This window comes from Gluconobacter potus, assembly GCF_015244705.1.
Lineage (GTDB): Bacteria > Pseudomonadota > Alphaproteobacteria > Acetobacterales > Acetobacteraceae > Gluconobacter > Gluconobacter potus.
Genome location: NZ_JABCQF010000007.1, coordinates 79,748 through 93,568, shown reverse-complemented (window position 1 = coordinate 93,568; position 13,821 = coordinate 79,748). Strand labels below are relative to the sequence as shown.

General features: G+C 57.7%; 12 protein-coding genes. 6 read left to right on the top strand and 6 right to left on the bottom strand.

The window, feature by feature from the left end; genetic code table 11:
- Positions 1-186: 186 nt before the first annotated feature.
- Positions 187-2,664 (bottom strand): TonB-dependent receptor plug domain-containing protein, encoded by a 2,478-nt coding sequence (locus tag HKD31_RS11155; protein ID WP_062495239.1) that lies wholly within the window; start codon positions 2,662-2,664, stop codon positions 187-189.
- Between the two features lie 237 nt (positions 2,665-2,901).
- Here HKD31_RS11155 and HKD31_RS11150 point away from each other — a divergent pair, with 237 nt between their 5' ends.
- Positions 2,902-3,840, top strand: a complete 939-nt coding sequence (locus tag HKD31_RS11150) for a LysR substrate-binding domain-containing protein (protein ID WP_194265096.1) — start codon at positions 2,902-2,904, stop codon at positions 3,838-3,840.
- Here HKD31_RS11150 and HKD31_RS11145 read toward each other — a convergent pair.
- Positions 3,833-5,326, bottom strand: a complete 1,494-nt coding sequence (locus HKD31_RS11145) for an aspartate ammonia-lyase (protein ID WP_370543924.1) — start codon at positions 5,324-5,326, stop codon at positions 3,833-3,835. The genes HKD31_RS11150 and HKD31_RS11145 overlap by 8 nt on opposite strands.
- 235 nt (positions 5,327-5,561) lie before the next feature.
- On the opposite strand from HKD31_RS11145, the gene HKD31_RS11140 reads away from it, so the two are divergent.
- Entirely contained in the window at positions 5,562-6,764 is a 1,203-nt protein-coding gene (locus HKD31_RS11140) for a pyridoxal phosphate-dependent aminotransferase (protein WP_062495243.1), read from the top strand.
- 62 nt (positions 6,765-6,826) lie between these two features.
- Here HKD31_RS11140 and HKD31_RS11135 read toward each other — a convergent pair whose 3' ends face one another.
- From HKD31_RS11135 to HKD31_RS11120, 4 genes are read right to left on the bottom strand one after another with little or no spacing between them, the layout of a single operon-like run.
- On the bottom strand, positions 6,827-7,270 hold the full coding sequence (locus HKD31_RS11135) for a hypothetical protein (protein WP_194265097.1): 444 nt from the start codon (positions 7,268-7,270) through the stop codon (positions 6,827-6,829).
- Positions 7,267-8,634 (bottom strand): acetyl-CoA carboxylase biotin carboxylase subunit, encoded by a 1,368-nt coding sequence (gene accC, locus HKD31_RS11130; RefSeq protein WP_194265098.1) that lies wholly within the window; start codon positions 8,632-8,634, stop codon positions 7,267-7,269. The genes HKD31_RS11135 and accC overlap by 4 nt, the downstream gene beginning before the upstream one ends.
- Positions 8,631-9,083, bottom strand: coding sequence for an acetyl-CoA carboxylase biotin carboxyl carrier protein (locus HKD31_RS11125; protein WP_194265099.1), 453 nt, complete (start codon positions 9,081-9,083; stop codon positions 8,631-8,633). Before HKD31_RS11125 ends, accC begins: the two co-directional genes overlap by 4 nt.
- Positions 9,083-9,838 (bottom strand): SDR family oxidoreductase, encoded by a 756-nt coding sequence (locus HKD31_RS11120; protein ID WP_062495367.1) that lies wholly within the window; start codon positions 9,836-9,838, stop codon positions 9,083-9,085. The genes HKD31_RS11125 and HKD31_RS11120 overlap by 1 nt, the downstream gene beginning before the upstream one ends.
- Before the next feature lie 378 nt (positions 9,839-10,216).
- On the opposite strand from HKD31_RS11120, the gene pxpB reads away from it, so the two are divergent.
- The 4 genes from pxpB to HKD31_RS11100 all read left to right on the top strand — a co-directional run bounded on the left by pxpB (position 10,217) and on the right by HKD31_RS11100 (position 13,696).
- Positions 10,217-10,849 carry a 5-oxoprolinase subunit PxpB gene (pxpB, locus tag HKD31_RS11115; protein WP_194265165.1) on the top strand — a complete coding sequence of 211 codons (633 nt, stop codon included), beginning with the start codon at positions 10,217-10,219 and terminating at the stop codon, positions 10,847-10,849.
- Positions 10,846-11,850 carry a 5-oxoprolinase/urea amidolyase family protein gene (locus HKD31_RS11110; protein WP_194265100.1) on the top strand — a complete coding sequence of 335 codons (1,005 nt, stop codon included), beginning with the start codon at positions 10,846-10,848 and terminating at the stop codon, positions 11,848-11,850. Before pxpB ends, HKD31_RS11110 begins: the two co-directional genes overlap by 4 nt.
- Positions 11,847-12,614 carry a LamB/YcsF family protein gene (locus HKD31_RS11105; protein WP_194265101.1) on the top strand — a complete coding sequence of 256 codons (768 nt, stop codon included), beginning with the start codon at positions 11,847-11,849 and terminating at the stop codon, positions 12,612-12,614. Before HKD31_RS11110 ends, HKD31_RS11105 begins: the two co-directional genes overlap by 4 nt.
- A 164-nt stretch (positions 12,615-12,778) precedes the next feature.
- Positions 12,779-13,696 (top strand): DMT family transporter, encoded by a 918-nt coding sequence (locus tag HKD31_RS11100; RefSeq protein ID WP_194265102.1) that lies wholly within the window; start codon positions 12,779-12,781, stop codon positions 13,694-13,696.
- Positions 13,697-13,821 lie beyond the last annotated feature (125 nt).

Below are 13,821 nucleotides of genomic sequence, written 5' to 3'. Positions count from 1 at the left end.
CCGCGTATTGCGACAGACTAGAGAAATAGCCCCGGATGAATAGTCGTCTCCCGTCCCTAATTCATCCCGCGATCCCGAAACTTCATGAAAACGTCACCTGGCCGGAAACAGCGAACGGGCGCAGGTCGCTTTGCCGACCATACGCCCGTTCATTTCGAGACACAAAAAATCGCGTTCTGAATACAATCAGAAGTTGATAGACGTTTTTACGTAATACATGCCGCCATTGAAACCATAAGGCGAATAGGAGGCATACTTCGTAAGCCCCTGCTGCGTATGGGAAATGGAAGAAGGAACGCGCGTCGGATACTTGTTGCCAACATTGTTGGCACCAACCCCGATCGTCCAGCGCGGCAGGATCTTATAGTCCACCTCAAGATTGGTCAGAAGCGCGGGATTCTGCATGAAGGGGACGCTGCCGGCGCCTGTCGGAGATGCCATATAGATGATCGAGCCATAACGCATCTCCTGCACGAACGCAGACCACTTGCCGTAGGTCCAGTTCACGCTGATCTGCTCGCGGTTCTTCGGAGCCGCATGCAGGACAATTTCCTTGGTGTACTCGTTGACGAAGCTGGCGTTCGAGGAGCGGATTTCCGTATCCGAGAAATTGATCCCCATCGCAAAGCGGAACTGCCCCAGACGCCGCGTATGCAGCGTGTAGTCAGCGCTGAAGTCGCCGCCGAATGTCTGGGTATTGTAAAGGTTGGCGTAATAGGAAAGCGAAGTCGCACTCTCAAGATTATTCTGCGCAAGCAGGTTCATGAGAACGGCATCGCTCGTATCGACGCTATAGGTTTTCGTGCTTCCCAGACGGGAATTGATGGCGATGTAGTAAAGATTACCGGTTACATGAAAATCATTCACCGGCGTCGCATCCACACCGATGCTGTAGCTTCGGGAATATTCACCCTTCATGCTACCTGCACCAAGATATTTGGCGATGGCGCTGTTAGCCGGGACCTGATCCACCGTATAGCCGGGATAAGGCGCAGAATAGAAATAGGACATCTCGCCCAACGTCGGCGGACGATAGCCCGTATTGATATTGGCGCGGATAGCCCAGCGCTTGTTGAAATTGTACCGTGTCCCGACCGATCCGGTCTCAACGGTCGCAAGGTTGTTGTAGCTCGCGACACGCCCGCCCAGCGTCCACTCCCACTTCTTGGTAACGTAGAAGTCCAGGTTCGCGAAGCCTTCGTAGACATCGCGGTTCTGATTGGTAACAGCCATCGGGACGTTACCCGGATGATCCGTCGCCCCAAGCCCTTCCCAGGACGCCGTCTCGCCCTCGGTCATCTGGAACGTATCGTGGCGGTATTCGGCGCCAAACTTCAGATCAACCGGTCGAGGCAGAAAGCCCGTCTGGAACGAACGCGACCCGCGAATGCCGCTCGTCAGTTCCGTCGCAATGGAAGACCCGTCATAGAACGAGGTCTGCGTGCTGTCGGTGAGGGAGACGTTTTCGGAATCCTTGGTACCGTATTTCTGGGCGTCACGGCCAAACGTGACATACGCATCCCAGGCGAACCCGAATTTATGGGTCCGGATACCATTATCCGTCTCGAAATCATACTGGTCCATTGTGATATACGGCTGATCGCCATTCGGGTACAGGTCAGTATTGATCCAGGTATCCGTATCGGCAGCGCTGCGATACGTCTCCGCTACATTGGCCCGGCGATGTGAGAATGTCGACGTGCTATAGACACTGAAACCATTCCCCAGCGGCATAGACATGTTCTCGCTGATCGTCTCAAGCGTGGATTTCGGCAGACCAAGCCCGCGCTGAACGTCACGATTGGCCGTTTCATTCCGTGAATCGCTGTAAAGCGTTCCATAGAAATTGCCTCCACGCGTCGTGGGAAGCTGATGCGTCACCTGAGCTGCCAGATCGAGATAGCCGCCGTTATTGCCCAGAGCCATGCCATAATTGGCCGATCCATCAAGACCCTGGCCGTCACCTGCGTAATAGCCATTGTTCTTGAAGTTAATGCTGCCACCATGCGTATCGCGCTTGAGCACGATATTGACCGCACCAGCAATGGCATCCTGCCCGTAAAGCGCAGACGCGCCCTCCGTAATAACCTCGATATGATCAATTGCAGACACCGGGATCAGCGAAATGTCGCTTGGCTCACTGCCCCAGTTCGTACCGGCATTCGAATTGAAATTCGCACCAATATGGCGTCGATGCCCGTTGACAAGGATCAGCGTATCGTCAGGAGACTGCCCGCGAAGCTGCATCGTCTGGACGAACGCACTCGCTCCACCGCCTGGCAATGCCGAGGTGGTGATGGCTGGATTGGCCTGGGCCAACGCTGACAGGACGTTCGTCTGACCCGTCTTGAGCAGTTCAGCCCCCGTCACCACCGTCACCTGCGTCGTGCTGTGCCGCGCCGTCACCGGAGAGAATACGGAGTTCGTCTGCCGCCCACCGACCTGAATACTTTCAGTCGAAGAGGCCAGAAGTGACGTCGGAGCATGATGAACCGGCGCAGCACTCCGCACAGGCGCGGCACTTGCACCTTTTCGTGCAATAACCCTGTGATGTTTTACAGGCACGGATGGCGCAGTCGACGCTGCGAGAACGATATCCGGTATGAACGCGCCCAGTGCAGCACTTGCGACCAGACAGAGTTTCCAATTTGACCCAATCAACATTGCATCCCTCTCAAGTCGCCGGAATCCCGATGCGAAAGCATGAGTTTATGGTACGGATACGTTATGTTTTGGCGTCATATGGATTATTTATATTCCAATTTCGCAACGAGGACGCAGGAAAATTTCACCAGCTGCCGCAGCTTAAAAAATTAAGCATATTCCGATGGATTCATTGACGATTTCCCCCAATCGGCAGACTATCGGAATCATAGTTCGTCACATCAGGAGATTGACCAGTTGGATATCAGGCGTTTGCAGGCCTTCGTGAAGATCATCGACCTCGGCAGCATTTCACGCGCTGCCGACCTGCTGAACATCGCCCAGCCGGCACTCAGCCAGCAACTGGCCGCCCTCGAAAGCGCTTTCCGTCAGAAACTGGTCATCCGCAGCAAAAGCGGCGTCACCCCGACAATCGCTGGGTCAGTCCTTTACCGACATGTCCAGATCCTGAGCAAGCAGTTCGACCGTGCCATGGTCGAGATCACCCAAGGGGCTGGTCCCCTCGTCGGCAAGGTCTCTGTAGGCCTTTCTCCATACAGCGCGGGATCCACGCTCTCGGTTGAGCTTCTGCGCCGCATCCGGGAAGACCTTCCCGGCATCGTGCTGCATCTGACCGAAAGTTTCGACGACATATACAGTGAACTCGTCATGACGGGCCGCCTGGATATGGCCGTGATCCATGGCTCAGGTCCCATGAAGGGGGTCAGCTTTACGCCGCTGATGAAAGAGGAATTCTTTCTGCTTGCCCCTCATGCCCTCAATATTCCCTATGAGGACGAAAATACGGTCCAGCTCGCCGACATTACGGACATCCCGCTTCTGGTGCCCCCGAAGCATAACTTCGTTCGCAAGGCTATCGACATGGCCTTCCTTCGCAAGGGGCTGGAGCCAACCATCGTCGCGGAGATCGAAGCCCTGACAACCCTTCAGGGCGCAATCCAGGAAGGAATCGGCAGCACCATCCTTCCCTGGTCGGTTGCCAGCCGAATTGCCGTCGAAGGCAAATCCCGCATCTACGCCCTGCGCAATCCCGTCATCAGCGAAAACGTTTCCCTCTGCATCCCCGAACTTGTTCCCGAAACCGAGGCTTCGGTCGCGGTCCGCGAACGCCTCATTGATCTTGCCCGGGCCATGGCATCATCGCGCAACTGGCCCGGGACCCATGCCTCTACATAACAGCAGCAGTCACGCGCCCGACATTGGGCTGTGTCAGGAATTCCGGCCGCAAAAGCCCTGCAAGCTCATTCTCGGACAACAGCTTCTCTTCAAGCACAAGTTCCGAGACCGTCCGGTTTTCCGCCAGCGCACGGCGGGCAATCTGCGAACAGGCATCATATCCAAGCACCGGCACCAGCGCAGTGACAATACCGATATTCCGCTCGAACAGATAGCGGCACCGCTCGGGATCCGCGGCAATACCAGATACGCATTTCGTAGTCAGAAGCGTCACTGCCGCCGTCAGCGTCTTCAGCGACGAGAAGAGACAGTACCCGATCATGGGCTCGAACGGATTGAGCTGGAACTGCCCACCATCGGCACACATACTCACCGTGACATCGTATCCTGCCACGAGATACGCCACCTGGTTAACGGCCTCTGGAATGACCGGATTCACCTTACCCGGCATGATCGATGACCCTGCCTGCACGGCTGGCAGCATGATCTCGCCGATGCCGGCCCGCGGCCCGCTGGACAGCAGCCGCAGATCGCTTGAAATCTTGGACAGCTTAAGCGCCAGGCGCTTCAGTACAGCCGAGAACTGGACGAAAACCCCGACATCCGAGGTCGCTTCAATCCTGTCAGACGCCTCCACCACCGCCAGACCGGTCAGCCTGCCAAGCTCCTGCACAACAGTCTCCGCATAACGCGGATCGGTGTTCAGACCCGTCCCGATCGCCGTCCCGCCCAGGTTGACTGTCAGGAAAGACTCGGACTGATCCCGGATATGGCGAATCTCCGTCTCCACCGCATGCTGAAACGTCCTGAATTCCTGCCCGAGCGTCATGGGAACGGCGTCCCGCAACTGGGTGCGTCCAACTTTCAGAATAGATGCGAATTCATCAGCCTTTGTCTTGAATGCGCACGCCAGATCTTCCAGAGCCGCCAGCAACGGCACTGTGGCTGCAAGCACGCCAAGTCTCAGCGCCGTGGGGTAAACATCATTGGTAGACTGCGCCATATTCACATGGTCGTTCGGATGCACAACCCGGTAATCGCCAGGCTTCTTCCCCGCCAGTCCCAGCGCGACATTGGCGATCACTTCGTTGACATTCATGTTGGTGGACGTTCCCGCCCCACCCTGCATGGCATCTACGATGAAATCATTGCGGTAATCATCGCTCTTCAACAGCGCCAGACAGGCCTCCTCGATCAGTGCGGCACGCTTATGGTCCAGATAGCCGAGCGCCCTGTTCGTCCGTGCCGCAGCCTGCTTGACCGTCACGAATGCACGGATAAAATCGGGAAACGCCCCTACGGGCTCTCCACTGATCGGAAAGTTCTGCGCCGCCCGACTGGTATGAACGCCCCAGAGCGCCTCGACCGGGATCCGGGCCTCTCCCAGCAGATCTTTCTCGACCCGGAAACCGGCTGGCGGCGGCATATCCGTCTGCTGCGGCATCATGTTTGCCGGGACTTCTGACTGGGGTGCAGATGTCGTCATTTCGGATATCCAGAACTGTGATTGAAGCAGAGCACGATCCTTCGCCAAAAGGATCTTCAGAGGCCTTGCACCCCCTGACCAGCCTGAAGCCTATTATTGCGACTTCGATTCATCCCCATATGATTGTGATATAGGGTCAGACAATTTTCGGCAGTATCTTGGCGTCATCGAAACGACTTACGATGTTTCCATTCGCGCACGCGTTACCACCCCTTGCGGCAATGGAGACCCATCAATGCCCGGTTTTGCTGATCGACTGAACGGAATTGGAGTCTCGGCCTCCGCTGCCATGACGGACAAGGCCCGCGAGCTCAAGGCGGAAGGCCTGAAGATCGTCAGCCTTTCTTCCGGCGAGCCTGATTTCCCGACCCCGGACCATGTCGTGGACGCTGCCATTGCCGCTGCCCGCGGTGGCGATACCAAATACCCCCCGCAGGACGGCAAACCCGCGCTCAAAAAGGCCGTGCAGGCCAAGTTCCTGCGCGAGAACCATCTCGATTACGCCCTCGACGAAATCCTCGTCGCCAATGGTGCAAAGCAGATCATCTTCGATGCCATGATGGCGACCTGCAATACCGGTGACGAAGTCGTCCTCGCCTCCCCCTACTGGATCAGCTATTCCGACATTGCCCGCCTGTGCGGCGCAAAACCGGTGCAAGTCGCTTGTCCGGCCGAGGACAATTTCCGCCTGTCCGCCAAGGCGCTGGACGCGGCCATCACGCCGAAGACCAAATGGCTTCTGCTGAACTTCCCCAACAATCCGACCGGTGCCTGCTGCCCGCGTGAGGACATGGAAGAGATCGCCGCAGTCCTCCTGAAGCATCCGCATGTCTGGATCATGACGGACGACATCTACGAGCATCTGATCTATGACGATTTCGAGTTCTGCACCATCGCGGAAGTCGAGCCGCGCCTGAAGGACCGTGTGCTGACGGTCAACGGCGTCTCCAAGGCCTATGCCATGACCGGCTGGCGCGTTGGCTATTGTGGTGGTCCGCGTGACCTGATTGCCGCCATGAACAACATGCAGGGTCAGTCCACCAGCGGCATCAACACCATCGCCCAGGCTGCGGCCATCGCTGCCCTTGAAGGCCCGCAGGATTTCCTGAAGGAGCGTGCCGCAGAGTACCAGTCCCGTCGCGATCTCGTGGTCGGCCTGTTGAATGACATTCCCGGTGTGACCTGCCACACGCCTCAGGGCGCGTTCTACGTCTATCCCGAGATCGGTGCCTGCCTCGGCAAAACCACACCCAAGGGCCGGCATCTCGCAACAGACGCTGATTTCGTCATGGCCCTGCTGGAAGAAAAGCAGGTTGCATCTGTCCAGGGCGGCGCTTACGGCATGAGCCCTTTCTTCCGCATTTCCTACGCCACCGACCGGGAAACACTGAAGGAAGGCTGCCGCCGTATCGCAGACTTCGTTACCTCCCTGACCTGAACGAAAAACGAGGAAGCCATATGGCTTCCTCGTTCCCCTAGATCCGACAGGTTGGGCTACTCTCAGACAGTCGGTTCAATCCGTACAATGATGGCCCCATAGCCGGTCAGCACACCATCCTGCCCGACAACGTCCACGACCGTTCCCTCTACAGGAACCGTAACCGGAATCTGTAGAGTTCCGATCCGCATCTGGGCCACGACATCGCCCTGCCGCACCAGCGTTCCAATTTCCGCCAGATCCGTCAGCGCCAGCACTCCGAAATAAGGTGCATTGACCGCAATATCAGTCTGCATCGTCTCAACAGACGCAGACGGGGCGCCAGCAATCGGCACATGTGGCGCGGAAGCAGGAGCCTTCACGCGCAGAAAGCACCGCGAGCCCTTGCCATCCGAAAGCTCGATCGTCTCCAGCCCCGCCTGAACCAGCAGATCTGCAATCCGTGCGAGATCGTCTGAAGACGGGATACCTTCAAACACCGGAACCTGATTTTCCGCAGGGCTCATGATGATGACCTCTCTGCCAGCCAGCGTTCAAGATAGTGGATATCGACGCCCCCCGCCTGAAACTGCGGATCAGCCAGCAGATCCTGATGCAGCGCGATATTGGTCGAAATGCCTTCGACCCTCATCTCGGCCAACGCTACCCGCATCCGGGCAATTGCCTGTTCACGCGTTGCCCCATAGCTGATGATCTTGCCGATCAGCGAATCATAATAAGGCTGAACCGTGTAATTGCTGACCACATGCGTATCGACGCGAATACCCGGACCACCCGGCAGATCCCACCGCGTCACCGTTCCCGGAGATGGCATGAATGTCGCGGCGTCTTCCGCATTCAGACGGCACTCGATCGCATGACCCTGCATCCGGATATCCTCCTGGCGCATATCAAGCGTCTCGCCCTGCGCAATCCGCAATTGCTGGGCCACGATATCAATGCCGGTCGTCTCTTCCGTGATGGGATGTTCGACCTGGACACGCGTATTCATCTCGATGAACGCAAAGATCCCGTCTTCATACAGGAATTCAAACGTACCCGCTCCGCGGTAACCGATCTGGCGGCAGGCCTGAACACAGCGCTCCCCGATCTCGGCGATCGTCTCAGACGGAATCCCGGGCGCCGGCGCTTCTTCCAGAACCTTCTGATGACGCCGCTGCAGGGAACAATCCCGCGCGCCAAGCCACAACGCCGTCCCATGCATGTCACACAGAACCTGGATTTCCACATGGCGCGGCTTCTGCATGTATTTTTCAAGATAGAGCGTCGGATTGCCAAACGCCTGCTGAGCCTCCTTGGCTGTCAGGACCACGGCATCATCCAGTTCGTCCACACTGTGAACCACCCGCATGCCACGACCGCCGCCGCCGCCCGAAGCCTTGACGATCACTGGAAAGCCAACCTCGAGCGCAATGGCTCTGACCTCTTCTGCAGAAGACGGCAACGGCCCGTCGGACCCCGGCACACAGGGCACACCAGCATCGCGCATGGCCCGCTTTGCCGTGATCTTGTCACCCATCATGCGAATGGAATCACCCGTCGGCCCGACAAAGGTCAGTCCAGCCGCTTCCACCGCATCCGCAAAATCCGCATTTTCAGAAAGGAATCCATATCCCGGATGGATGGCTCCCGCGTCTGTCACTTTCGCAGCCAGAAGCAGACCTTCCATATCCAGATAGCTTTTCGAGGCGGCGGCCGGGCCGATGCACAAAGCTACATCCGCCTCACGGACGTGCCGACTATCTGCATCCGCTTCCGAATACACTGCCACCGTCTCCAGCCCGAGCTGACGGCAGGCACGCTGGATCCGCAGGGCAATTTCCCCACGATTGGCAATCAGAACTCTTTTGAAACGCTGCATGTCACTCATACCAGACGGAACAGAGGTGTTCCCATGTCGACTTCGGCGCCGGCAGCCACGAGAACCTCCTCAATCGTCCCCGCAACGGTCGCACGAACAGGATTGAAAACCTTCATGGCTTCAAGAAGCCCCACCTGCTGTCCTGCCTCGACCTTCTGGCCAACAGTGACATAAGGCGGCGCATCCGGTGACGGAGAGAGGTGAAAGACCCCGTAGGACGGCGCAGTGATCGTCTCCGCGGCTTTGGGGACAGAGACCACTGCCGGTGCAGCCTTTGCCGCAACCAGTGCCTTCTCTGTCGAGGCCACATGCGCGGTGGCGGCTACAGGAGCATCCTGCGTTCCACACGCCTTCCCAAGACGGATCTTCCGACCGTTTTCCTCAATCTCAAGCTCCACAATCGGAGCCTGAGCCATGAGATCGATCAGACGACTGATCTGTGAGATATCCACTGCCATCAGGCCGGAGTAGACGTTTTCTTCGCAAAATTCAGACCACCCACGACCTGCATCGTCGGCAGCACTTCCATGAAGCTGACATTCATGCGCTGGGGAGCCAGAACCGCAAACGCCACGGAGTTCGCGATATCTTCCGGCAGCAGCGAATCATACTCATCGAAAAAGCGCTTCTTCGCCTCGGCCATGTCTCCGATCAGACGACCGAAAACTTCCGTTTCCACACGCGCCGGCGAAACTTCCGTCACCCGGATCTGACGGCCGAACAGATCACAGCGCAACTGCTGCGACAGCGAATGCACACCGGCTTTTGTCGTATGATAGACCGTATTGCCGCCCGCAAAGGCATAGTGCCCGGCAATGGAGCTAATATTCACGATATGCCCACGGTCCCGCGCGATCATCCCTGGGACCACCAGCCGCGTCAACTGCAGGACAGCGCGCAGATTCACATCCACCAGCGCATCAATGTCCTCAGGCGTCGTGTTGGTGATATTACCCGTCCGCGACTGTCCCGCATTGTTCACCAGAACATCGACTTCCAGCCCGGCAAGGAGGGCCTCAAGCCCGGCCTGGTCCGACACGCTGACGGCATGGGGAATGCACCCCGTTTCGCTTGCCAGCGCCTCAAGGCGCTTCGCATCGCGGGCCAGAGCATGAACTTCAATGCCGCTTTCGCTCAGCCGCCGGACAATGGCAGCGCCAATGCCCGAAGAAGCGCCAGTAACGAGAGCGGTGCGGTAAGGAGTATTGCTCATGCGAATGAGACCCATTGCTGGAGGACAGGAAGAGACCGCCATCAGCGCCGCATGAAATACGGAACATCCGGCAGGAATATTATTCCGACGCTAATGGAGTTATTTCACAAACACCAAGAGCCGTTCGTTCTTGCCCCATAACATAATCCGATGGAACCCTTACCTTACCCTCTGGAACCATAAGATTATCCAATGACATCACACGGCGAATTGCTCTGGCCATCATTCCCGTGCCAGTCATATCGTTTCGTTACCGCCTCAAAAGCGGACTTGAGAAAATGAGACGGAACCGTCACAGCCCGGGAACTGCATGTTTTGACCGCAGACACGCTCCTCACACCGGACCGGCGTCACGCCGCCAGCGCCCCGGTCATCAGCATGATGGGCACACGCGCCATGCTGTTCGAAGCACCCGGCGAATTCACCATGCGGCAGCAGCAGCGGATCTGGGCTCTCATCGCCCATACCGAAAACCGCCCGAACATCCAGGAACTCGTCCCCGGCGTCACGAACCTGCTCCTGATCTTCACCCATGCCCCCGAGCATCCGGAACAGACCGCAGACTGGCTCCGGAACGCCTGGGAAATGCTCCCACCCCGCCAGATCGAAGGACGGCTCTTCGAAGTGGGCGTGCAGTATGGTGGCGCGTTGGGTGACGATCTTGCTGCGGTTTCTGCCCATACGGGCCTGCCTCCCGAAGAGGTCATCCGACTTCATCACGAAGGCGAATACACCGTCTGTGCCGTCGGGAGCGCGCCGGGTTTCGGCTATCTGCACGGCCTCGATCCCCGCATCGCCACGCCACGAAAATCCGTGCCATCACTCAACATGCCGGCAGGAACCGTGACGATCGGCGGCATGCAGGCAGGAATTTCTGCGCTGACTGGCCCGAATGGCTGGAACTCGATCGGCTATACCGAAATCTGCCTTTTCGATCCGTATCGCGCTTCTCCTTCCCTTTTTGCCATTGGCGATCGTATCCGTTTTTACCCGGAAAGCATCGAACTGTGATTACGATCCTCGAGACCGCCCCCCTCAATACCGTGCAGGATCTGGGACGGCCAGGATATCGTAATCTCGGCGTCGGCAGCTCAGGCGTCATGGATCCCCTGGCCCTGGAAATCGGGAACATCCTTCTGGACAATGAGCCAGGGGCCGCCTGCATCGAACTCCAGACCTACCCGTTCGTCATCCGCTTCGAAACGCCGACCAGTTTCGCTGTTACCGGCATTGATGCGCCGCTGACACTGGACGGCAAGCCTGTTCTTGCATGGTCCGTCGAGACTGCTGCTTCCGGACAGGTCCTTCAGGTTGGCATCCCGAAAACGGGTGCCCGCGGCTATGTCTGTGTGAGCGGCGGTATTGACGTGCCCGTTGTTCTCGCCTCACGCAGCACGCAGCTCCGGGGCAGCTTCGGCGGCGTTGAAGGGCGGTTTCTGGAAGCTGGCGACGAGCTTGTAACGCAGCCTGCAACCGAGCATCTATCCGGCTATGGTGCAGTCCCCCCTGTTCGCATCCTTGATACAGGGCCGTGCGAAGAAAAAACCGTCTTCCTGCGTGCCGTTCCCGGAACGGATTATACACGCTTTACAGAAGACTCCCGCGAGCGCTTCTGGGGCCATCCGTGGCGGATCACGCCGCAAAGCAACCGTGTCGGATACCGCCTCAGCGGCGCGCCCCTGACGTTGCTCGAAAAGGTCGAATTGCGATCATACGGCATTATTCCGGGGATCGTGCAGGTACCGCCAGCCGGCGAACCTATCGTGCAACTCGCAGACGCCAACACCGCAGGCGGCTATCCACGTATCGCAACCGTCATCGAAGCTGATCTGTGGCGTCTGGCGCAGGCCCGGATCGGGACAGCCATCCGCTTCGTGGAATGCAGCCACAAGGCAGGCATCGAAGCCGATCAGCCGATCAATCGCTACCTTGAAGACCTGCGTCTGATGGTGGCGCATTATCGCGCGTCCAGTCAGTCCCGAAACGGCGCAAAACCCGGAGGCAAAGCATGAAAATCGACCTCAATTCCGATATGGGCGAAGGCTTTGGCCGCTGGCGGATCGCCGATGACGACGGGCTGATGGATGTCATCTCGTCCGCCAACATCGCCTGCGGCTTCCATGCCGGTGATTACGCGATCATGAACCGGACCGTCCAGCTCGCCAAGGAAAAGGGCGTCGGTATTGGCGCACACCCGGGATTGCCCGATCTCATGGGCTTCGGTCGCCGGTCCATGTCCATTTCGGACGCCGATATGGAAGCCATGATGGTCTATCAGATCGGGGCGCTTCAGGCTGTTGCCGCACTGCATGGGCACCGCGTAACCCATGTCAGCTACCATGCCGCCTTCGGGAATATGGCCAATGCCGATGAAGGGCTCGCATTGCGGCTCGCCCGTGCCATTGCGGCTCTGGACAGGGAACTGACGGTCTTCTGCATGCCCGGACAGCTTACGGAGCGTGCGGCGGACAAGGCCGGCATCCGTGCCCAGACCCTTTTCCTTGCAGATCGTGCCTATACAAGCCTCGGGACCCTCGTACCACGCGGTCAGCCCGGTGCCGTCATTCATGATCTTGATGCCGTCAGGGCACGTGTCAGGCAGTTTCTTGAAGACGGTTCTGTCACAACCTCCGTCGGTTCACGGCTTGAAGTGAAGGCGCAGTCCATTCTGGTACACAGTGACACGCCGGGATCGCTCGAACTGGCAAAGGCCATCCGCTCGGAAATTGAAGCGACGGGCGCAACCCTCACACCAGCTTTCCAGCTTCCAGACTGACATCCATAAGAAATCCTTATTGCGACGCCGGAAGTTCCTATAGCTGGATTTCACGAACATGCATTACGTTTTCAGAACGTCGCAGGAAATCGTTCCTGCAACACTTCTGGGTCCGTTATCAGAGCACTACTGTATCAGTATCGTGCATCGGGGTATGAGTTTTCATGAAGCATGATCTGAAACGCGGAGCATTGCTTCTGGCCTCAGCTACATTTTTCGTTGCAGCTTTGAACGCACTCCAGAAGCTGACAGGTTCACGACTTCCGGCGCTTGAAATCATATTCTTTCGCAATCTGTTCTCGCTTCCCTTTGTTCTTCTGATTGCTTCCAGAACAGGGATTATTCTCAAAACGCATCACTTCGGTGGCCATCTGATCCGCTCTGTCGTCGGGCTAATCAGCATGATTATGGTGGTCATCACGGTGACACGCCTGCCGCTGGCAGAGCAGCAAGTCCTGTCCTACACGCAGCCCCTGTTTCTGGTGCTGCTCTCGATCCCGCTGCTCCATGAACGTCCGTCTCTCCAGCGATGGGTTGCAGTCCTGATAGGATTTGCTGGGGTTGTGGTGGTCGCCCTTGGCAAAGGGCTGCTCAACACGGACGCGACATCAGTTTCCACGATCATCTATCTGCTTGCGCTGGCACAGGGCGCAGTCGGCGCACTGACGACCATGCAGATCCGACAACTCTCTGCCACAGAGGCCAGTACAACAATTTCGCTCTGGCAGGCCATTCTCATGAGCCTCATGACGGCAGCTCCTCTCCCATTCATTTGGGTCACACCAGGCTTTCAGGATGCACTGTGCCTGGTCGTCGTCGGAGCATTTGCTGGTATTGCCCAGGTCCTCCAGACCGAGGCATTTGCGTCCACACAGGTCTCGGCAATCGGGCCTTTCGCCTATACCGGCCTTCTCTGGGCAGCACTGATCGGCTGGTTGGGGTTCGGAGAAATTCCCAGTTCCGCAATGGCTGTGGGCGCAGTTCTGATTATCGGCTCAGGCATCTGGATGCTTCGCCATGACCGGGCCTCAAAAGCCCGGGCGACCGTCACCGCAACAGTTGAAGCGGCGGAAGGCTCCTGATTTCTTCTTCTCATCCACCTTATCCATACCAATCCCCGATTTCGGACCTCCCCTTCCGAAACGACAGAAATTCCCGGAGACCGACAGCGTGACAACAGATCAAGCCACAACGTCCCAATCCCGGA